This window comes from Neptuniibacter pectenicola, from assembly GCF_001597735.1.
Lineage (GTDB): Bacteria > Pseudomonadota > Gammaproteobacteria > Pseudomonadales > Balneatricaceae > Neptuniibacter > Neptuniibacter pectenicola.
Genome location: NZ_LUTS01000008.1, coordinates 123,933 through 145,631 on the forward strand (window position 1 = coordinate 123,933; position 21,699 = coordinate 145,631).

14 protein-coding genes are annotated in these 21,699 nt (G+C 44.7%); 5 read left to right on the plus strand and 9 right to left on the minus strand.

The window, feature by feature from the left end:
• Positions 1–72: 72 nt before the first annotated feature.
• The 5 genes from A3773_RS11925 to A3773_RS11945 form a co-directional block, all read right to left on the minus strand.
• Positions 73–3,540 (minus strand): DEAD/DEAH box helicase family protein, encoded by a 3,468-nt coding sequence (locus A3773_RS11925; RefSeq protein ID WP_067986293.1) that lies wholly within the window; start codon positions 3,538–3,540, stop codon positions 73–75.
• Between the two features lie 27 nt (positions 3,541–3,567).
• On the minus strand, positions 3,568–4,554 hold the full coding sequence (locus A3773_RS11930; RefSeq protein WP_067986295.1) for a virulence RhuM family protein/type II toxin-antitoxin system death-on-curing family toxin: 987 nt from the start codon (positions 4,552–4,554) through the stop codon (positions 3,568–3,570).
• 28 nt (positions 4,555–4,582) lie between these two features.
• Positions 4,583–5,713, minus strand: a complete 1,131-nt coding sequence (locus A3773_RS11935) for a restriction endonuclease subunit S (RefSeq protein WP_067986297.1) — start codon at positions 5,711–5,713, stop codon at positions 4,583–4,585.
• Positions 5,710–7,359 carry a type I restriction-modification system subunit M gene (locus tag A3773_RS11940; protein WP_067986299.1) on the minus strand — a complete coding sequence of 550 codons (1,650 nt, stop codon included), beginning with the start codon at positions 7,357–7,359 and terminating at the stop codon, positions 5,710–5,712. Before A3773_RS11940 ends, A3773_RS11935 begins: the two co-directional genes overlap by 4 nt.
• Positions 7,360–7,876: 517 nt before the next feature.
• On the minus strand, positions 7,877–10,753 hold the full coding sequence (locus tag A3773_RS11945) for a UvrD-helicase domain-containing protein (protein ID WP_075109551.1): 2,877 nt from the start codon (positions 10,751–10,753) through the stop codon (positions 7,877–7,879).
• Positions 10,754–11,145: 392 nt separating this feature from the next.
• On the opposite strand from A3773_RS11945, the gene A3773_RS11950 reads away from it, so the two are divergent.
• From A3773_RS11950 to A3773_RS11960, 3 genes are all read left to right on the plus strand, one after another.
• Positions 11,146–13,362 (plus strand): EAL domain-containing protein, encoded by a 2,217-nt coding sequence (locus A3773_RS11950; protein WP_067986301.1) that lies wholly within the window; start codon positions 11,146–11,148, stop codon positions 13,360–13,362.
• Positions 13,359–15,329 (plus strand): sensor histidine kinase, encoded by a 1,971-nt coding sequence (locus A3773_RS11955; protein ID WP_067986302.1) that lies wholly within the window; start codon positions 13,359–13,361, stop codon positions 15,327–15,329. Before A3773_RS11950 ends, A3773_RS11955 begins: the two co-directional genes overlap by 4 nt.
• A gap of 381 nt (positions 15,330–15,710) precedes the next feature.
• Positions 15,711–16,427 (plus strand): P-loop NTPase family protein, encoded by a 717-nt coding sequence (locus A3773_RS11960; RefSeq protein WP_067986304.1) that lies wholly within the window; start codon positions 15,711–15,713, stop codon positions 16,425–16,427.
• Here A3773_RS11960 and A3773_RS11965 read toward each other — a convergent pair.
• Positions 16,424–16,696 (minus strand): hypothetical protein, encoded by a 273-nt coding sequence (locus A3773_RS11965; protein ID WP_067986306.1) that lies wholly within the window; start codon positions 16,694–16,696, stop codon positions 16,424–16,426. The genes A3773_RS11960 and A3773_RS11965 overlap by 4 nt on opposite strands.
• Positions 16,697–17,079: 383 nt before the next feature.
• Entirely contained in the window at positions 17,080–17,403 is a 324-nt protein-coding gene (locus A3773_RS11970) for a hypothetical protein (protein ID WP_067986308.1), read from the minus strand.
• Positions 17,404–17,608: 205 nt separating this feature from the next.
• Between A3773_RS11970 and A3773_RS11975 the strand changes: the two genes are divergently transcribed.
• On the plus strand, positions 17,609–18,880 hold the full coding sequence (locus tag A3773_RS11975; RefSeq protein ID WP_067986310.1) for a DEAD/DEAH box helicase: 1,272 nt from the start codon (positions 17,609–17,611) through the stop codon (positions 18,878–18,880).
• Positions 18,881–18,996: 116 nt separating this feature from the next.
• On the opposite strand, the gene A3773_RS11980 is transcribed toward A3773_RS11975, so the two are convergent.
• Together A3773_RS11980 and A3773_RS11985 are read right to left on the minus strand one after the other, a co-directional pair.
• Complete coding sequence (locus A3773_RS11980) at positions 18,997–19,191, minus strand: hypothetical protein (protein ID WP_067986317.1); 195 nt, start codon at positions 19,189–19,191, stop codon at positions 18,997–18,999.
• 284 nt (positions 19,192–19,475) lie between these two features.
• On the minus strand, positions 19,476–20,384 hold the full coding sequence (locus tag A3773_RS11985; RefSeq protein WP_067986319.1) for a hypothetical protein: 909 nt from the start codon (positions 20,382–20,384) through the stop codon (positions 19,476–19,478).
• Positions 20,385–20,669: 285 nt separating this feature from the next.
• On the opposite strand from A3773_RS11985, the gene rarD reads away from it, so the two are divergent.
• On the plus strand, positions 20,670–21,584 hold the full coding sequence (gene rarD / locus A3773_RS11990; protein WP_067986321.1) for an EamA family transporter RarD: 915 nt from the start codon (positions 20,670–20,672) through the stop codon (positions 21,582–21,584).
• Positions 21,585–21,699: the final 115 nt, after the last annotated feature.

The following is a 21,699-nucleotide window of genomic DNA, read 5'->3' on the forward strand; positions in this document are numbered from 1 at the left end:
TAACTCTTGAGGTGGCAATTTAAATTATCAATTTACCAATAAGCAAAGCAGGAAGCATTATCCCTAAGCCCTCTACTCTCCTACTGCTGAAGCCTCTATTCCTTTAATTCGATTTCTCAGATCCATTACAGCACCATCATCAAACAGGCCAAAGACGCCCTCAAAATGAATATCTGAGAACGGTGGTTTAGCCAACATGGCAGGGCTCATGACACCGTTTTGAGTCAGGTAATCGATAATCGTATTTACGAATCGTATCTGTTGGCTGTTGTAAGTCGCTTCATCTAAATACACAGAAAACGCTTCTTTGGCCGCGCCACGGTCAAGGCCAACCAGTTCACGAATAAACACGCCAAGCGATTTATCTGGGTGAATGGTTGATAGGTAGGATTCCTTATCTGGAATACCGCTGGCTTCAAATAGTTTGTTGTCTAGCTGCGCTAAGTCCAGCTTGGTAATGGATTGATTGCGTTTAATTCGCTGTATGGTTAAGTCGTCCTGATGCTCTCGGATGTATGATTCAACACGCTTTCGGTAAAGTGCTAACCCCCCTTCACTGCTGAACTCATAGACGCCTTCATTCTCTTCAATACCGAGTACTTCGTCTTGGAAGTTGGTGTAAACCACACCTTTACTTTCTGTCTCGATATGACGCAATAATAAACGTAGTTTTCTTCGTGTTTGTTCTAGCTCTTCCAGTGATAGATCAGTCCAGAAATGAGCAGACTGCACATACTGAATCCACTCCAGCTGGTCACTGACCGCAGGCACACTGGCTTTGCTTTCAAGCTTGGAGGCTATTTGCGTTAGCTTGTCCTGATAATAATCACTAATGCCTGTGTTGTCTGTTAACGCCAGTTGCATCATCAGCACCATATGATCAAACCGAAGTGCTAACTCCTCATCTTGTTCGTCGGGTGCTAAGGGCTCAGCTTCAGTGGGCAGGATGGCAACTTGCTTCTCAAGTTCAGCCAGACTCTCGTTGTCTAATTTCCACCAAGCATCGAGTTTCTTGTACTTTTCTACTACCCGTCGAACTGGCCGCACAATAAAGTTATCTAGGTTCATGCCCTCAACTCTATGGTGCAAGGTCTCTATTAAATAGCGCTGAAGTTCCGCACCGTATAGCCCAAACTTTTCATTATCGATTAGCTGTTGTGACAAGGTTAAACGCTTTTCAAAAATTGCCTGCGAGAGCGACTTAGTGCCATTGTCTTTCGCGCCGTCTGGATTCATTTCGAAGTATTCAAAGTTTTTACAAATATCAAACACTTTAAAAAACTGCTTATTATCCTCTGGCCCAAACAGGTTTTCGCACAGTCGGGTACCACGGCCCAGCATCTGTAAGAACTTAACTTTTGATTTGATCACCTTAAAGAACATCAAGTTAACGACTTCAGGTACATCAATCCCCGTATCCAGCATATCGACAGATACCGCTATGGTCAGTGGTATATTGGGATCAGACGGCTTTTTCTCACCTTTAAACTCATCAATCAATGAGTCAGCATAGGTTTCTTTATATGTGATAACACGGGCAAACTTACCTTTATATTTAGGATAGTTTGCATCAAACCGCTCTACGATAAATTCAGCATGAGCGTTGTTGGCCGCAAAGATAATTGTTTTACCCAGCCTGTCCCCGCCAGCAACCTTAATACCGCGCTCCATCAGTATCTCGAGCGCTTTATCTACGGTGTCTTTGTTGAACAGAAACTGATTCACTTCACTGGGTAAGACTTCATCACGATCTTCTAGCTGCTCTTTGCTTTCCCACTCATCTTTTTCATCATCAGAAAGCTCTGAGTACTTAATACCCTTGCGCACAAAGCCTAAATCAACTTTTACGTCTTTGGGGGGCACTAAGAATTTATCCGCAATAGCCTCATGTAATTCATAAGCAAAGGTCGGGTCGTCGTCGGGCTGCTCAAAAATATCGTACGTGTTTTTATCAATTTCACTTTTAGGCGTTGCTGTTAATCCGAGTAGCAAGGCATCGAAATAATCGAAAATATAACGGTACTTTTTATAAATACTTCGGTGGGCTTCATCAACAATCACCAGATCAAAGTGTCCAACACCAAATAACCGTGTATCAGGCGCGGCACTGAGCAGATTCATCATGGTGGGATACGTAGAAAGATATACACGCCCTTTTAGCGAGCGGGTGCCACTGGAGAGTATTTCCGGTGAGGATTTAGGTAACAGTTTTGAAAACTCTTTCTTCGCTTGATTCACCAAGGCATTACGATCGGCCAAAAACAGTGTGTTTTTCACCCAGCCTGCACGCATTAACAGATCCACTAAAGCGATGGTGGTGCGTGTCTTACCCGTTCCCGTCGCCATGACTAACAGCGACTTACGTTGACGTTCAATGCCAAACTGCTCACAGACCGACTCAATGGCCAAGCGCTGATAGGGTCGGCCCTTACCGGCAATATGAGTGTCTAGCTCAACCGCTTTTAAATCTAGTGCTAATGCGCGTCGATCAATGATACGCTGCATCTCATCCTGATTTAAAAAGCCCTGCACTTTGCGTTCGGTGTAGTTCAGGTCGTCCCAGAAATAGATCTCGTAACCATTGGTGTAATAGATCAGGGGGCGCTGGCCACCCAACTGAGGATCATTGCCTAAACAGTCAGCATAGAGCTCTGCCTGCCGTTTACCCTCTTTTGCGCTGCGGGTCGTCCTCTTTGCCTCAACCACCGCTAACGGCTTACCATCTTTCCCCCAAAGCACATAATCTACATAACCATTACCTTTCGGGTTTTGCTTAGAGATAGGCATCCCCGTAACAGGAAACTCCTTGACGTTAGGCGCATCCAGATTCCAGTCCATCTCTTTAAGGTATTGGTCGATCAGGTACTTGCGGGTCTCTGCCTCGCAATAATCATGAGGGTCTTTAACCTGTTCGGCTGCTTTACTGTTTTGCGCTTTTTGTTCGGCTAACTGCTGTTGCAGTTGCGTGAGCTGTTGTTGTAACGCACTGTTTTGTTTGCGCGCTTTTTCGAGCGTTTCTTGATGTTGATCGTCCTGTTCAGCCAGTGCTTTTTGTAGTTCTTTAAGCTTTTTGGCGCTGGTCATTACCAGCTTGGCATCCACCTGAACCGTTTGCGGTATCTTGTTAAGATCAAACACCTGATCCGCCGCAGGTTTGACGGCCGTATAGGTGCGGTAAAACCAATAGAGGATATGGTGAAGCTCTTTTAAGCTTTGGGTGGATTCACGCGCTGATACTTTGCGTTCACTGTGAACGGCGTTATTCCCAGCCTTTTGCACCGCCTTAATTTTAGGGAAGACATTACTACCGAGCGAACGTTTAAACTCAGACTGGTTGATTAAGGTATTTAAGGTGGAATCATATTTTGGCTTGCATCGGGCAAGCCAGGCGTCGAACTCAAAGATCCAATAAACGGTGCGCTCTAAGGTATAACGGCTGTAAAAACAGCTTGAGCGTGGGTCTGAGTTAACAACCGCTTCGGCTTGTTTCGCATGTTCTTGCAACTCAGGCCATTCATTTAGAAACTCAAAGTTCGACATACTTTTCCCTGTACAACGCTGTAAAGCCTACTGATCTGGCTTCGACAATAGGTTTTGTATTAAACGTATAACGATATCTTTCTCTTTTGGGTCTGACTCAGCCACTAATAAGGTGATAGCCGCTAAGCCAGTATCGTTGATAACGGGCTGATAGTCAGCATTAAACAGACGTTGATTGCGGTTAAGAAAATCAACCAGTAAAAATGCAGCACTGCGTTTATTGCCATCACTAAAGGGATGATTTTTAACGACAAAATACAATAAATGTGCCGCCTTTGATTCAATTGTAGGGTAAGCCGGTTCGCCAAATATACTTTGTTCTAGCGTGCCCCAAATAGACGATAAGCCATCTTCTCGTTCATTGGCAAAGAGCTGAGTGGCCTCCCCTTTTGCCATCAGTTGCTTTTTAAGCGCGGCTATCGCCGCCTTAGCATCCGCCACTGGGGTTAACGTGCCGCCGGGCTGCCCTGTTGGTGTTGCTAACAACCCTTCATCGTATTGTTGTAGCCATAAAAAGGTTTGGGTATAGCTGGCGATAATATCGACTAAACCCGCACCAAACTCGCTGTTTACCGGTAAAGCAGCGGCCCGTTTAACCAGCTGTAGGGCTTTATCCAGTTCCTGCGCGTTATGTTGTAAGCGTTGCTGATTAAGGGTGAAGCCCTGTAGCAGGTGCTGTTTGAGGGTTTGAGTGGCCCATTGGCGAAATTTTGTGGCGTTAACCGAGCTGACTCTATATCCCACAGATATGATGGCATCTAAGTTGTAGTGTTTAAGTCGCCTTTTGACTTGTCGCTTACCTTCCTGGCGAACTACCGAGAAATCCTCGGTAGTTGCTGTTTCGTCCAGTTCACCTGAGCTGAACACATTTTTTAAGTGTAAGCTGATGTTATCTGCGCTGGTATCAAACAGCTGCGCCATTTGCGACTGAGATAACCACAAACTTTCATGCTGCAAGGTGACGTTCAGCTGCAAACTGCCATCGTCATTCTGATAGATCTGTAGTTCACTCATCGGCTGTCGTTTCCTTACCTCTCAGGCACTAGGCCACATCCTTTAGTTCTAATTCGCCTTTAAAGGCGCGTTGCATTAGAGAATTGAACAATTCGTGATTCTTAGCAGAAACAGTATTGATTCGAATACTTTGACTCTTGATTATATCCATGCGCTCAACTAGCTTGGCCTGTAAGTCTTTAGGAGGTAGCAAAATTGTAAACGACTTTAAATCTTTAAGATTCAGAGTTTTTTGAGCAATGCCTCGTACTGCCACGTCTGCTAAGTGTTTTATAGCACTGGTTTGTAGTTGATAAAAAAGGAAAGATGGGTTTACCTTATTCTTATCAGGCTTTATCTGAGCAATATGTCGCTGGAAGCAAAACTTAGGAAAAGTTTCATCTACGATAGATACATGCCCGTAGCTTCCTACAGTTGTATATAGAATGTCATTAATTTCAATTGGAGTTGTTCTGGTTAGTTCCTTATAGCATCTTTCTGTAATGAATTTATTGGTGTTAAAGTCAACTTGACCATTACGTATGTTACTAATGAACAAAAATGGCACGCCTTTTTCTGCCCACTCAGGGGCTTGGTGTGTACCGTCAGTCACTTTACTACAAACATCTTGAAGCGTTCGCTGTTCCCAGCCTTTGGGGTTTGTAACTGGATCACCAAACATATCCAAAAACAGGGATTGAGCGAGTGAGTTTAGTTCTTGTTCCATCTGTTGGCATTGGCTGCGTAAGGTATCTGCTTTTTCTAACACCGCCGCAATTTGTTTTTGTACAGGTAGTGGTGGAAGTGGGATTTCTATTTTTGAAAGACCTTGCCTAGTGATTTGTGGTTGTGCTGAACCAGATATAACATCATTAAACCCGCGACTTTTAAAGTAATAGAACAAATATTTGATGCTATATTTTTCACTATCCAGCCCATCAAGTGCCATAGCATTGCCGTTGATATATGCCTTTGGAACAGAAATGTGTACATTCCCACATGTAGCACCACGGCAAGTAATCATCAGTGTTGGAAATTCATGAGTGTATTCAGAGTAGTAACCTATCCGACCATTAGCACCATAAACAGGATAGCCTTCTTCAAGTAGCTTAGAAGACGAAACTGTTTTCCACTGCTTTGGGCGACATATATCGTTAATGTTTACCAAAGGCCAGCTCACAACATCTTCTCCAAATCAGCAATCCCTTTATCCATCGCCTGTTGCAGTGATTTGATGCGTTCTAAAATCACTTTCGGATCGTCATACTTCACCTCTTCATACACCACTTCTTTATAGCGGTTTAGGGAGAGGTCGTAATCGTTAGCGATGATCTCGGCCAGTGGCACAGTGAAGCTTTGCTCGGTACGTTTGCGGTCGCTTTCTTTATCAGAATGTTTCCAGCGATAGAGCACGTCGGGGATATTATTGAGTGTGTGGCTCTTATGTTCTGATGGCGGGGTATTATTGTTTAACAAAGAGGTATCAATGGCATCGGCTTCAGTCGTCAGCGCTTGGTTCTTGATCAGGGGTGTTCGCTTATCATCTAACGAGAAACCGTCGGCCTGCATATCGTAAAACCAGACATTATTGGTGCCACCACTATTGGTTTTAGTGAAGAATAGTATGGCCGTTGATACCCCCGCATAGGGTTTAAATACACCCGATGGCAGCGAGATAACGGCGTCCAGTTTATGATCTTCAATGATGGTTTTACGAATCTCTTTGTGGGATTTAGTAGAGCCAAACAAAACACCGTCAGGCACAATCACCGCGGCGCGGCCACCGGGCTGTAACATGCGCAGAATAAGCGCGAGGAAAAGCAGTTCGGTTTTTTCCGTCGGGCCTTTTTTCCTGTTTTTTTCGATTAATTCGCCGTCTTCGTCGTATTCGGGCTTCTCTGCTTTAGGGGTGGTTTTCTTGGGCGATTTACCCAGCGCTGTAAGCAGATCAGGGGAAAGCTCATCGTAGGCGACACTGCCTTTAAAGGGCGGGTTGGCAAGGATCAGCGTGTATTTATCACGGATGTTGTTTTCACCGTGATCACTTAAGCTGTCTTTGTATTCAACTGTTGGGTGCTCTACCCCATGTAACATCAGATTCATTGCGCCGATACGCAGCATATGCTGGTCAAAGTCGTAGGCATTGAACATCTTTTTATGGAAGTGGGTGCTGTTTTCAGGCCGCATCAGTTCATTGGTAAACTGCTTACGGACATACTCTTCTGAGGCCATTAAAAAACCACAGGTGCCCGAAGCGGGGTCACAAATAATATCTGACTTGTTGCCATCTAATCTTGGCTGCGTCATCTCAACCATCATCTGGATGATATGGCGAGGGGTTCGGAACTGGCCATTAGTGCCTGAGCTTTGTAGCTTCGACAGCATGTATTCGTACAAGTCACCCTTGGTATCACGGTCATCCATGGGGATTTTGTCGATCAGGGTAACCACCCTATCCAGTACCGTCGCTTTGGGCATCATAAAGATGGCATCCGCCATATGCTTAGCAAAGCTGGTATCTTCCCCATTAATCGTTTTGATAAATGGAAAGACCTTATCTTTGACTAAATCAAACATCACGTCTGGGTCTAAGTTCTTAAACTTGCTCCAGCGATAGCTGTCTTGCTCGGTGGTAAAAATGGGGTTATCGAAAGAGCTGTCCAAGAGCAGTGCTTGTTTCTCACGGGAGGTATGAATTTCATCTAAACGGCGAATAAACAGTAGATAGGTAAACTGCTCGATCACTGAAATTGGGTTGGTAACACCCCCTGTCCAAAATACTTCCCAGATCTCGTCTACTTGGTTTTTAAGCTTGCCTGTGAGCATGGGTATTCCTACTGAATGAAGCGAATTAGCAGAGCCAGCGGGGGAAAAAATGAAGCGTCCGCTGCCTCTTTTTTTATTAAAAATCAGTGTGCTAGGAGTGTACTACAGGCAGCTATGAAAAATACATAACCTAGCCTAATCGGAGCGCTTTTACTGGGTGGCTTGACGGTTTGTGCTAAGCGTTACGAGGAATACTTTTTTTGTGGGTAAAGGGTGTTGTTAATAACCGCGTAGCACACGCTCGTTATTTTGTGACTGTCACTGAATTATGCCTGTAAGAAAGCATGAACAATCTTTCCTTGGTTCCTTAATAAGTCGTTATGGTGCCTATCAATGCTAGGCCGTGGGAAAAAACGGACCACGAATAGAGATGAACTCACCGTTAAGAGAAAGGGGTTAATTTATTTGAAGACAGATAAAAATCTGTCAAATTTCAAGTAGATACTAAGCCTTATAAAAACAAAACATTAAGTATGAGTAGTGTTTTTTAACCTGCCTTTGTGGCTGCTAAAGCCAGTTACGCAGGGTTTTCTATCGATGGCCCTTCTATATATTTTTGCTTATGGGTGCAGCCGTTTCTGTAGTTTTCACATCCCCAAAACTGACCATATTTGCTTTCCCTAAGCAGTAAGCTGCCGTTGCAATCAGGGCAGATGGGCATCCACCAGCGGCAGGTGGGTTTAGCGCAAATGCGATACTCGCCAGCGTTGTTCATTGGGCTGCTGCATCGTGGGCAGGTGCGTTCTGTATTATCGCAGTAAGGGTAGTTATTACACCCCATAAATGCACCATGGGCTCCCTCTCGCTTAACCAGCGTACCTGACTTACATACAGTGCATTGGCGCCCTTTTGCGTTTAACTGCCCGTCATCTACGTCAAACTCATTCAGCGCTAACTCATATTGACCCTTTAATAGCTCTTTAACAAAAGGTGAAGCCCTAGTCATATCGGCAATAAGGTAGCAGCGATGTTTTGCGCGGGTTATCGCCACATAAAACAGACGTCGCTCTTCCGCTTCGGGGTAATCTTCAGCCTTAGGCAGTAAGGCTTCAATCAGTGGATGGGTTAGCTTTTTAGAAGGGAAACCATTTTTCCCATTATCTAGGCCTAATAGGATGACAAAATCGGCTTCTTTGCCTTTTGATGCATGAAAGGTGAGCTGCGCAATATCTAACGTGGGGTGTAATAGCTTTATTTGACGAAGCTCGGCGGGTTCAAAAAGCTTAAAATGGTACCGAGCTAGAATATAAACAGTCGTCTGAGGTTGGGCCACTTCGGCTATTTTTGCTAATGCAGCAATTACGTGCCCAAAATAGTCGTCATTGTTAATGGTTTTTCTCATCAATGACACCGCAGGTTGGTCTACCTGCGTGTGGGAATGAATGACTTTTTTTACTTGGGCGGGGTTTTGCATTACAAATTTTGATGCCAAGTCCCCTATTTTATTATTAAACCTAAAGGTCTTGTCTAGTGATGTTTTTTTGGTTGGGCCGAAGATCGCATCAAAGTGGGTTGTTAAGCTCACATCACTGCCGGTAAAGCGGTAGATCGCCTGCCAATCGTCACCCACACAGAATACGGATGTGTTCTTTTTGCAGTCTCTCAGCCCTTTGACAAGGGTTGCTCTTGAGAAGGATATATCTTGGAACTCATCAACAAGTATGAATTTCCAAGGTGATTTAAACCGCCCATCGTTAACATAAGCGATCGCTTTGTTAATCATATCTTCAAAATCGATTTCATTGCGCTCAATTAAGTAGTTTTCATAACGTGAAATAATAGGCTCAAGCAGGGTCGCCGCGGCGGCGAGTTGCGGTTTTTTGGCGGATTGTTTTAACTGTTCTAAACTCAAAGATGAGTTTTTATATTGCCTTAAGAAGTCTGATAACAGTGCAGCAAAACGGGCAATGGCGCCAAATTCAGTGAGTTTATCAAGCATAGTGTTAGCGGGTTTAGGGTTAAATTTAACCCCTTTTTCAGCTATTTTAGCTTCTAGGTTAGCCAGTAGGTTCCCTTCTGATTGCTCGTAATGGTAGGTTTCTACCAGCGTCGTTAAATGGCTTTCGTGTAGGTCTCTTTTCCAGGTGATGCCATTCCAGTACGTTTCATTATCTACATAGGGGGCCGTTTCCCCTTTTCGGTTTATGCCAAAATGCTCTATGTAAATATCGTACTCAGGGAGATAGAAGTCTGGCTTATATTGTCTAAAGTCTTGGGTTTTCGTATTGGCCGCAAGGTATGCAGACTCATAGCAATACTCCACCCCCATCGCATAAAGCCAGTTGGCGATTAGACACTCTTCAAAGCTTTTAACCTGCTCCCCTTGTAGGGTCCTGATTTCGTTAGCACGGATATATTCGTAATACTCGCCGGGGGTCGAAAACTCGAAGGGGTTGGCTTCTGGAAACAGGTATTGTTCAAAGTAGTGTAAAACAAGCTCTTTATAGCTAGACACATTTAACAGTTCTTGAAACCATTGGTTAACGTGATATTTAAAGCTTTGCTCATCGGTTGCAAGCGGGGATATGGACGGTTTTTCACCTTCAACATGGGCGATTATCTTTTGTCCAAGTGCATGGAAGGTAAACACATCGATAGTTGAGGCATTAAGCTTGTCTTTAATACGCTCACGCATCTCTTCCGCCGCTTTATTGCCATAGGCTAAGAGTAAAATTTCATGCCCTTTCGCTTGTTGGCTCTCTAAAAGGTAAGCGGTTCGTCCAATCATTGTGCTGGTTTTGCCGGTGCCTGCGCCGGCAAGAACAAGGTTGTTATCCTCGTCGATAACACAGGCTAATCGTTGCTTCTCGGTCAGCGGGTTTGATTCTACGCGATCAAAGACCGCTTTATATTTAAGGATCTGCTCAGATACATACTTTGAACGCAAAGCGTCGATAAACGTTGGGTTCTTCTCAATCCAGTTGTTGAGTTTTTCGTACAGGGCAACCAGCTCATCAGGTAACGCGGCATATAAACGTTTATCAGGAAGCCTTGCCTTTTTAACGGCATTGGATGCAAACCTGCTGATCTGATCAATATGGCTGCTTCTTAGATAGTTCAGTTTACTCAGCTGCGCATCAATTTTGTGGGCAGCTTGGGTAACACGCACCGAGTGAAAGGCATAATACTGTTGAAAGGCGCGCTGCTTAAAGACGGCGGTCTCTGCTTTTGATAGCCACCCTATCCGCTCTGTTTTGCCCTCGACATCAATAAGCAAAGTATTAAAAAAGAGACCTGCATGGCATTCAGGGGCGTTAAGTAGTTGGTCCCAGGTTAAGTGTTGCAGGCCCTCTTTTGATTTAAGGTCCAACCCTTTGTTAGAGAGTTCGATGGCTTGAATTTTTTGACCAAAAAGTGTGGCGATGAAGCTAGATCTTAAGGTTAACTTATCCATAAACTACAAAAACGACATCCCTTAATGAATAAGATGAGTTATCTCATTAGCGGTGTTTTATTGATAACGATGAAGGTGATTTGAGTATTACTCAAGACTGACAGATAGATCTATTTGGCCCTGTTTATGTTTAGCCATAAGCGGGGCTTATCGCATTTTACTACAACTCATACCTGTGAATACATGGATCGTTTTAGAAAAAATATCAATGCTTGCGGCTCGTACTATTTTCGCACTCTTATTCATTAAAGTGTTGAGTTAAAGCCCTACATTTAAACAGGGTAAATATATAAAAAGCCTAACACTCTCTGTAGGTTAGGAGCGTTTTTTTATTGCGGAATAATTTTTTTAGGCTAGGCTTTAAAGCAAATGACGAGAACAAAGGATTATTCATGTCAGAGTTAGAATTATTCCATTTTTCTGAGAGTTCTACCTTTAATAAAACGGCCGTAATGCCTTGGAAGGTTCTTAGTGTTGAGGATGACATTACCTACCAAGCGTCTCTTGTGTATAGCTTAAAAGATTTAATGGTTTACGAGCGCCCTGTTCAGGTTTTAACGGCTAATTCTATCAGCCAAGCCGCAGATGTTATCTCACGGAATAGTGACATTAGTGTGATTCTTCTGGATGTCGTGATGGAAGAAGATGATGCAGGTCTTCGTCTTGCGAGCACCATCCGCGAAGTACTAGGTAATTCGACCGTACGTATTATATTAGTCACCGGTCAACCCGGTATGGCACCACGCCGTGAGGTAATGACTAAATATGATATTGATGAGTACTGGAACAAGTCAGACTTAGTTCGAGACACGCTTCACACGGTTGTCAGTAGCCATATCCGTACATGGCGTTACCTGCTCGAACTCACCCAGGCGAAGCAAGGGCTACAGATGGTGGTTGACGCCGCACGTAGCATCAGTAACAAACAAAACCTAACCAGCTTTACCGAAACAGTGTTAAACGAGATTGGCCGGATCATCGGTATTACGCAGGGGGGGATCATTTGTTTTTCATACCAAGGTGAGCAGTTTTCACCGGATGCCCGCGTCTTAGCAAGCAGCGGGACTTTTAGTGACTCGGACCAAAAACGGCAGACGCTGTCAGCATTCAACCTCGATAACTTTTACACTGCCTTTGCGACTGCCGCCGAGAGCCGCTCCCACCTTTTTGATCCCGAATACACCATCCTTTACTTTGAAACCCCTGAGATCGATCAGGGCCATTATATGTTGTTGGTGCACACGCCCAGTAAGTTGACCGATAGTCACATCAACCTACTGCAAGTCTTTAGTGAAAACATAAAAAGTGGGTTTACCGCTGTTGCGTTGGTCAATCGCCTTACCGACCTCGCCTACCGGGATCAGGTTTTAAAATCCTATAACCGAAATTGGCTACTGCGTGAACTATCATCCATGCCAACGGACGAAAAGAATAGAAGTGAACTATTGGTCGTGGTCGTTAACGATTTTGCCGGCATGATGGTAACCTTTGGCGAGCAGTACTGTGAAGATATTCTGTCGACGTTACTCGTCAATATTTACCAACAACATCCCAGTAATGTGATTGCCCGTACTGGCGGCTGCACCTTTGCCATACTCTTAAATAAAGAACAGGCTCCCACTGAAGCGCAACTGCTTGATATTATCGATCAGCGATTGATGCTAAATAACACCCTGCACCGGTTATCCCTGACGGCAGCGCGTGTTGATTTAAACCTATTGACCGAACTTAAGCCTGAACAGATACTTCAGCTTTCGGAATCCACCGTAAATATGGCACGCTTAAAAGGTAAGCGAATTATTGATTATGAATCCGGCATTATGGGCGATATTACCGCTAGCCATCACCTATTAATGGATCTTCATAACGCGATTGATAACGATGATTTTTTCATTATGCTGCAACCTAAAGTGTATATGGATACAGGACAGGTAGCTGGGTTTGAGGCGTTATTGCGCTGGCAGAAACCCGATGGTGAAGTGGTCGCCCCTGATCGTTTTATACCTTTAGCCGAAACCGCAGGCCTCATTAGCCATCTCGATTTAGAGGCAGCAAAACAAACCATCGCTGCGGCGATTTTGTTGCAGCAAGCGGGTTTTAAGCTCCCTATCGCTTTTAATGCCAGCGGGATTGACCTGAATCAGAAGGATTATGTTGATACCTTGCTAGAGATGATTATACAAAGCGGTCTTGATGGGTCATTACTTGAGATCGAAGTCACCGAATCCCAAATCATGCTGAACTATGATCATATCAACCCCATATTAAGTAAGTTCTCTGACCGTGGGGTCGGGGTCAGTATTGATGACTTTGGTACGGGCTATTCATCACTGGCCCATGTAGCTAACTTAGCGGCGACGACCTTAAAGATCGATAAAAGCTTTGTTGATCACCTAGGTTTAGATGACGCTGGCGATCATGTAATCGAGATGGTGCTACATTTAGGCGAGCAGTTTGGTTTTACTGTGATCGCTGAAGGGGTTGAAACGGAAACCCAACGGCAACACTTACTGAGCCGAGGCTGCAATATTGCCCAAGGCTACCTATTTGCGCGCCCTATGTTGATTAGTGATGCGGTAAAGTGGCTCCTTAAGCAGACGCAGCCATGAGCGATGCCACTCAAAACAGCCCAAAGCCTCACGCAAACGAAGCACATATATGGCAATCTAAACTTAACCGCAAGCGGCTTATTTTTGGTGCAGGCTTAGTGGCGCTGGCAATGCTTAGTGGCGTTGTGCTGTACAGCAAACTAAAGGAGGAGCGCATTACCCTCCTTCGTGAGCAGCATGAAGAGAAGATCACTTTAGCGGTTATTGATATTAATCGAGAACTAGGTGATATACGCAATACCCTGCGCCTACTCTCAACCGATAACGGCATTATCGACAGCCTCTCTCTTTTCAACCCCCTTAATACTCATAAACTTAGCACCGTGTTTAGTCGGTTCGGTAAAGCGGTAGATAACCTATTACAAATCCGCTGGCTCGATGAACGTGGTCATGAACGTGTACGTATCAACATTGAGCAAGGCAAGATCGAGACGGTCAATGAAAACGCCCTACAAAACAAAGGGGATCGTTATTACTTTAAAAACGCCATGAAAGTAAAACCGCCAGAAATTTATATCTCACCGATCGACCTAAATATTGAGAAGGGTGCCATCGTCTGGCCCTTCCAACCGGTGTTTCGTATTGGCTACCAAACCACTGAAACCTATGGCATGCGTCATGGCCTATTGATGATTAACTATGACCTCTCAAACCTGATCGACAAGGTTAGGTCCTTAAATACACCCGATGCCGAAGTGATGCTTGTCGACGCATGGGGTAACTGGCTTATGCACCCCAACAAAAAACAGGAATGGGGCACCCTGCTTGGCCAGCCCTATAACAGCCTCAAACAAACGGAGCCGCAGCTGTGGGAGCGTATTAACAACGAAAAAGCGAGCACCATGGAGCCTTACCACGGGGCGATGATCAGCGCCCGCCTCATTATGCTCTCCACTAAAGCGGCCCCCGCCGTTGCTGAAAACATCTATATGTTGGTGCGCACACCCGATGAGACCATCGATAACATCAAATGGGAATCGCTTCAGCCCGCACTCTTGCTAATGTTGGGGATTCTATTGGTAGGCGGCCGGATCTTATGGCGTGATTTTGCCATGCAACACAACCTTCGCCAGCTGACTCACACCTTGGCCCATGAAAAACACGAACTAAAACTCCTTAACCACGAACTGGATGGTGCGCTCTCTCGTCAACAACTGCTGCAAAATGAGCTGGTCGAAACACGTAAACTCTCGTCACTCGGCATGATGGTGGCAGGCGTTGCCCATGAGCTTAACACCCCCATTGGTGGCGCGATCATATCAACATCGAGTTTAAAAAATGGACACCGATCACTTAAAAAGTCGATCGAAGAAGGGCTTAGCCGCCAAGCACTGGAGGACTACTTAACTAACACCGAAGAGGGATTAACGCTGGTGGAACATAATCTCACACGCGCGGCTAATCTTGTAAAAAGCTTCAAGCGGCTTGCACTGGACCGCTCAAATGAAGAGGTCGTGAGCTTTAACTTAGCCCAGGTCGTTAGCGACCTACTCTGCTCGCTCACGCCTAAATTAAAAAGCTCAGGTACAACCATTATTAACCACATTGATACTGAGCTTATGCTAACGGGCTACCCCGGCATCGTATCCCAAATACTCCAGAACTTAATCATCAACGCCATTACCTATGGCACCTGCGGTATGTCACACGGCGAAATCCGTTTAGATGCAAGATTAGATGATACGTGGGTAATTATGACCGTCAGCGATAACGGTAAAGGCGTTGCCCCTGAGCTAAAAGAGAGTCTATTTGACCCCTTTGTCACCAGTGGGCGAGGTCTTGGCCATACGGGACTGGGCTTGCACCTAGTTCATCAATGGGTAACGCGTCTTATGCATGGTCGAATCACTTTAGAATCTCCCAAGGCTGGCGACACAGCGTTTGTTATTTACCTGCCTAAAAACGCCCCTCATAGTCATCCAAGCAATAACGGATCGAGCCCTGAAAAAGCCAACAATAGCGACTAGCCCATAATAACAAAGGCGGTTCAATAGTTGATGTAATGCATTAATTATAAATGATTTTTGTTTTTTTGTTTTTGGTCTAAATACTACATCGGTAATGCTAAAACCCGCTCGCCGACACGATCAGCCGACGGCGAAATATCACTATCGATAGCCCTTTCTCAGTGGACGTCGCCTTTATTATTTTCGCTGTTTTTTTTGGGCCCTTCTTTGGCTCATAGTGGTGCGTTATTCTGGGCGCGACGCACCATAAGCTTGCATGCTTACCTTTTCATTAAACTCATTATTGATAACCCTTTGTTTTATCAGTGATTTGTCTCTGGCCCAATGCTTGCTAACTATTCATAAAAGCAACGGATTAGCACATTTAAAGGAAACGTTAGCATGAGCATGATTCACTTTGTGGGTGGCGAAAAAGGGGGTGTCGGTAAATCGGTACTTTCCCGTACCTTATCCCAGTATTTTCTGGATAACGATATGGCTTACATGGGCTTAGATGCAGATCAATCCCATCCCACGTTAACCCGTTATTACGATGGTTATACCCGCGCGATTAATCTTGATCTATTTGAGAGTATCGACACGATTATGGAGATAGCGCTAGAGCAGGATCTTCATGTATTAATTGATCTACCCGCTCAAAGCCAACGGTTTTTAGATCGTTGGATTGAAGAAAACGACGTATTAGCACTGTGCTCTGAGATGGGGATTGAGCTGGTGTATTGGTATACCGTTGATGGTGGGCCTGATTCGATCAACCTGTTAGATAGTTTTTTAACTAAGTACAGCGCTAACTTAAACTGCATTGCGGTAAAAAATTATGGTTGTGGCAGTGACTTTAGCGGAATCGAGGCGTTAGACCACTTTAAAGGCGATCCGCTTAAAGTCCCCGTGCTTAGGCAGATATCCTTACCTGCACTTCATGAAGCCACGATCAATAAGATTGATAAACTAGGTTTGAGCTTTTGGGCTGCTATCAACGTTAAAGAGAGTGGAACTCAACATCTCAGCTTAATGGAAAGGCAACGCAGTAAGGTATGGCTTAAAAAGAGCCATGGAGCGATTGAGGGCGTATTACAAGAGATAGTACAGCGAGCTTAGTCTTGGGATGGGTAGTGTTTAATCTGCCCTATTCGCCGCCACGCGAACTCATAAAAGGGTTGGAAGCGCTTAGTTGTCATAATGCGAAGGCAATCCGACTCACTCCACTCTGATGCAGGTAGATCCATTATCCGCGCATCTTGCTCTCGCCGCTGTTTTGCTTTGCGTTCGGAGGCTGACATTGACTCAGAGAACATCGGCTTACGCCCCCGCTTAATCGGCGACAGGCAAGATGACTTAGGTGATTGTTTGTTTAGGGGGCCTGTCATGTGTCGTTCATTACCTTTATGCGGTTGAGTTACTACCTATTGATTATCGCGTGCTTATTTGTGCTGCTGTTTATTGTGCATTCTTATTTTGTGACTGTCACGTAAATATCCGTAAATGCTGATTAGTAAGCCTGTCCACGCCTTTTCTCACTGCCTATTACGCACTTCTCCCGTTAAAAGCATTGGGATGTGAAACAGAAAAATAAGCAGAGTGGCCAATGGGCCTACTTTGCGATTTATTTTGTGACAGTCACGCAATCAAGCCAAATCAAATGAAACATGCCGCCCCTTGCCTTGAGGCACCTCATTCTCTGTTAGGGATTAATATCAGAAGAGCAACGGACACTTGGCCAAATAGAGCGGATAAACCTAGCCGTTATGCGCTAGCGGCCAAAATAGTGGTCGATAATTTCTGGTAGGTGATCAAACACAGCGTGTTCAAACTCATCGATTAGATGACCAAATAACGCTAAGTAGCGTGTCGCTTGGGCGCGATTAAGCCCCCTGCCACCGATGCTATAACTGATCTCAGGAAGCGATTTGTCACTGCGGGGGGTTACATGCCAATCAATGAAATCGGGGTATAAAGCTTCAAGCTCTGCTTTGGCATGCTTACAAAAAGAGGTGACATGACTAATGCCTTGCGGACCTAAACAACCGGCCTCAATACGAAACATTACCGTGAGTTGTTGCTGGCTAATCGTCATCTATTTACTCAGGTAGTTATTGTTATAATTGTCTACATGCCTTGAGTGCTGATCTTACTATAGATAACTAAAGGGTTGTTTGCCTACTTTAGTCTTAAACATATAGGTGATGAGGGTCAGTTAGCTATAACTAAATGGGTTAAATTACTTTATAATTTCCGCTTTTAGCTATTCGCGCCTAATTGGCACATATTGAGAGATGTATATGAAGTTTACCGCCCTAGATCTTGCACCTGCTATCCAGCAAGCACTGGATGATTGTGGTTATGATGAAATGACCCCAATTCAGAAGCAAGCCATTGTACCTGCACGTCGTGGCAAAGATATTTTAGCTAATGCCCAAACAGGTACAGGTAAAACGGCTGCATTTGCTCTGCCTATCTTACAAAAGCTGTCTGATCAGCCTAAAGAGCTGAACAATGCCCAAGTTAGAGCGGTTATCTTAACCCCTACCCGTGAGCTTGCTCAGCAGTTACTTGAAACGATCTCCCGTTACAATAAGTATCTAGGATTGCGCATTCTCTCAGTCTACGGTGGTACAACTCTTGATACGCAAAAAAAGAAGTTGCGTAATGGAACAGATATTCTTATTGCGACCCCAGGTCGATTGTTAGAGCACATTACCGCCTGTAATGTAAATTTGGCACAAACTGAGTTTGTCGTGCTCGATGAAGCGGATCGCATGTTGGATATGGGCTTTGTTAGCGATGTAATGACCATTTTAGAAAAGAGCGCTAAAAAGCGTCAGACTATGCTTTTTTCTGCCACCTTATCCAGTGCAGTACATACCCTCTCCCGCCAGATTCTAACAAGTCATGAAACCATTAGCGCAGCCAAAGCGAATATCACGGCGGACACGGTTGACCATGTCGTCTATCCCGTAGAAGAGAAACGTAAAGCGGATCTATTTGCCGAGTTAATTAAAAAACATAACTGGTTTCAGGTCTTAGTCTTCACCAGCACTAAAGGTCAAGCTGATGAGCTGATGAAAGATCTGAAATTTGATGGTATCGATGCGGTTATCTGCCACGGCGATAAAAGCCAAGGGGCACGCCGTAGAGCGGTCGCTGATTTTAAAGCCGGTAAAGTCCAAGTGTTGGTTGCTACTGAAGTCGCGGCCCGCGGCCTAGATATTAAAGGCTTAGAGCACGTGGTCAATTACAACCTTCCCTACTTAGCTGAAGATTATGTTCACCGTATTGGGCGTACAGGCCGTGCAGGTGCTAAAGGGCAAGCAATCTCATTTGTGAGCCGTGAAGAGGAAAGCGCTTTAGATAATATTGAGCGCCTAATCGGTAGCCAGATCCGTCGTGTCTATGTGCCAGGCTTTGAAGTTGGAAGCCGTGATGGTTTGCGTAAACGCATTAGCCAGAAAGGCCCTAAAAAACGGGTTAATAAAGCAACCCGGACCAAAATCATTGGTCAGAAATCGGCGAAAAAGACCAATGCCATCAGCGGAAGCAAAAAGAAGCGCTAACGCCAATTAAGGTGGGGCGTTTGTACAGGGTTAAACCTTAACGTAAAAAAAAGAGCGATGCGGATATTTCACGCTCGCTCTTTTTTAGTAATTGGTGTGATCTAATTGCTAGGGGGTTAGTGAAGTTCGAAGCTGTCGGCTGCCCCACGTTTCATACTGCGTTCTACCAAATAGTTATCTGAATCTTGTTTTTTGCGCTTCTGCTTGCCTGCTCTCTTTCGTGAATTCAATGCCGTCGTTGGCTTTTTAAATCCCCGATCAAAGTCATCATCGTCAAACGCAATTTCACCTAATCTTAATTTGCTACTCATTACCTTATCCTGATTTTTGTTTTCCAATATCTGCGTTAATGTGCAGACCTTTATATGGAAACGCTTTTATATGAACAAATCATGAAAGAAAGATTAAAGTCAGTTTAATCCTTTGCCAGTATAGAGTAAGTTTGCAATTAAACGAGTACCTTTAAGTAATTTTTTTACTGGGTAAATCAATGGGTGATTTTAGAGGCAAAACAGCGCACACGGGCGCTGTACCTGGGTAGGTGTTTCAATGCGGGAGCCCTTTCATCTTCAGGCTCCCGTTGGCATATAACCTGTTATAGGTCAGCCATAATCGCGCGTACTTTTTCAATGTACACGGTTTCGGGTAACACGCCACTGTCATACAGTGCTTGAAGCTTACGTAAGCGCCCTTCAATGACACTCTCGCCAGCAATCGGCGCATTTACCTTAGCACCCCTTTCCTGCTCTAGTTTGATAATACGTGCTTCGAGCGCATCACTGGATTGAGCCTGTTGATCTTCAGTTAAATACTTCTCATTCGTCCGTTGCTTATCTTGCTTGATGACGGCATAAGGGTACTCTCGCTGCATGTCGACCGATAACCAGTCTGTACGGTTATTGACTAGCTCAGCGCCATTAAAGCTTACCAGCTGCCACTCGTGGGTTGTTTGGCCTTGAATCTCACCATTACTTAAGTCATTTTTAAGACGGCCATAAGTGCCTGTGATACCGGTGCGGAGCTTCTCTGCCAATAAGTCTGCATGCATTGCACCGATCAGGAGGTTTAAGCGATTGTCTTTGATAAAGACGGTTCCGCTGATGGATAGCCGTTTACGCCCTATATACGCCGAGCGGAAGTCGGATACTGAGAAAATAATCACCTCATTCGATTTGACCCGTTTAAAGGCATCGTTGAGCTTATGACCCAGTAGATCGATTTCGCGATCGGTAAAGACCCGAACCAACACCTCATCGCTGTCATCCCAAATGGAATCACTCGGGTTGTAGGTGCTGTTTTTTACCTGAACGTGACTCAGCAGTCTTGCTATAGTCTCAACGGGAACATCTTTTGGGTGATGGTTATCGTTTGCTCCGCTTAGCGTGCTAATGGCAATATAGTCAGCCTGCTTCTTCCAAACAATGTTAGGTTCGGCTTGGGCTGTTATTGAAACCAGTAACAGTAAGGGCAATAAAATTAATGTTTGATATCGTTTGTTAATCACGGCGTCTACCTTTTATTTTTGTCGTTGTAAGCAAATACTGAGCAAGATGTATGCCCTTGTTTACTGACGTTTTTTAGGCCTTTTTCGTTACTTTTTATTGATTTAATCCGGCAATCACCGCTATATGCGACACTCTGTATCATTTTTCGTGGTTCACATCGTGCCAATATGGATTAACATCCGCAGGTTCACGCAATTACCCCAAGGCCTCACCGCTTTTAGGTTTATCTTTATAGGTTAAGAGCAGTGTTATGATCGCTGCCGCTTTATAGGAATAACGACTCGATGGACTTACCGTCTCGATCGGAACAATTAAAAGGCATCTACTTTGCTGCCGCTGCTTTTATCATGTGGGGCTTTGTTCCCGTTTATTTTAAATGGGTTGATCATATCGAGCCCCTTGAGGTGTTGGCTCACCGTGTGGTTTGGTCGGTTGTATTCCTTGCCCTATTTATTACGCTAACTCAACGCTCGGGCGAAGTGTTTCAATTGCTGAAGCGGCCAAGAATTGTCTCTAGCCTAGCCCTATCGGCCTTGGTGATCTCGCTTAACTGGCTGGTATTTATTTGGGCTGTGGGGCAAGAACGAATCGTTGAAACAACCTTAGGGTATTTCATTAACCCATTGTTAAATATACTTTTTGGTATGATGATATTTGGCGAGCGGTTGCGTTTTCTTCAGTGGTTGTCTGTTGGCTTAGCGGCGTGTGCGGTCGCCTATCAAGTGTTTCTATTAGGTGAACTACCGTGGGTTGCACTGACGCTAGCGTGCTGTTTTTCCACGTATAGCGTGCTACGGAAAAAGATTCCGGTAGACTCCGTGAGTGGCTTATTTATTGAGACCTTGTGGCTACTCCCCATCTCATTAGCGTATATGGGGTGGTTATACAGCCAGAATGCGTTTCAAGTGTTAAGCACAGATATTGATACCGTTTGGCTGCTACTCTGCGCAGGGCTGGTCACTAGCCTCCCCTTACTGGCCTTTGCGTCAGGTGCACGTCGCTTGAGCCTTACGTTGATCGGCCTACTGCAATATATTGGCCCGAGTATCGCGTTTATGATTGCGGTGTTTTACTACGATGAGCCGATGGATCAGCAGCGTTTAGTGACCTTCATTATTATCTGGATCGCACTGGCCCTTTTCAGTATTGAAGGCATCCTTTTTCAGCGTCGTAAGCATCAACAAGTAGTTGCTCAGTGAGCCCTTATAGGAACAAGCGTTACTGCTCTAAAAAATAATGGAAAATAGCCTGATTTTACGACTACCTTTTAGGGCGAAATAACAGTAAAGTTCTGCGAAATTTATCGGTTATGTG

Coding starts and splice junctions, on each gene's coding strand:
- A3773_RS11925 (WP_067986293.1), bottom strand. CDS start 3,540: ATGTCGAACTTTGAGTTTCTAAATGAATGGCCTGAGTTGCAAGAACAT.
- A3773_RS11930 (WP_067986295.1), bottom strand. CDS start 4,554: ATGAGTGAACTACAGATCTATCAGAATGACGATGGCAGTTTGCAGCTG.
- A3773_RS11940 (WP_067986299.1), bottom strand. CDS start 7,359: ATGCTCACAGGCAAGCTTAAAAACCAAGTAGACGAGATCTGGGAAGTA.
- A3773_RS11945 (WP_075109551.1), bottom strand. CDS start 10,753: ATGGATAAGTTAACCTTAAGATCTAGCTTCATCGCCACACTTTTTGGT.
- A3773_RS11950 (WP_067986301.1), top strand. CDS start 11,146: ATGTCAGAGTTAGAATTATTCCATTTTTCTGAGAGTTCTACCTTTAAT.
- A3773_RS11955 (WP_067986302.1), top strand. CDS start 13,359: ATGAGCGATGCCACTCAAAACAGCCCAAAGCCTCACGCAAACGAAGCA.
- A3773_RS11960 (WP_067986304.1), top strand. CDS start 15,711: ATGAGCATGATTCACTTTGTGGGTGGCGAAAAAGGGGGTGTCGGTAAA.
- A3773_RS11965 (WP_067986306.1), bottom strand. CDS start 16,696: ATGACAGGCCCCCTAAACAAACAATCACCTAAGTCATCTTGCCTGTCG.
- A3773_RS11970 (WP_067986308.1), bottom strand. CDS start 17,403: ATGACGATTAGCCAGCAACAACTCACGGTAATGTTTCGTATTGAGGCC.
- A3773_RS11975 (WP_067986310.1), top strand. CDS start 17,609: ATGAAGTTTACCGCCCTAGATCTTGCACCTGCTATCCAGCAAGCACTG.
- A3773_RS11980 (WP_067986317.1), bottom strand. CDS start 19,191: ATGAGTAGCAAATTAAGATTAGGTGAAATTGCGTTTGACGATGATGAC.
- rarD (WP_067986321.1), top strand. CDS start 20,670: ATGGACTTACCGTCTCGATCGGAACAATTAAAAGGCATCTACTTTGCT.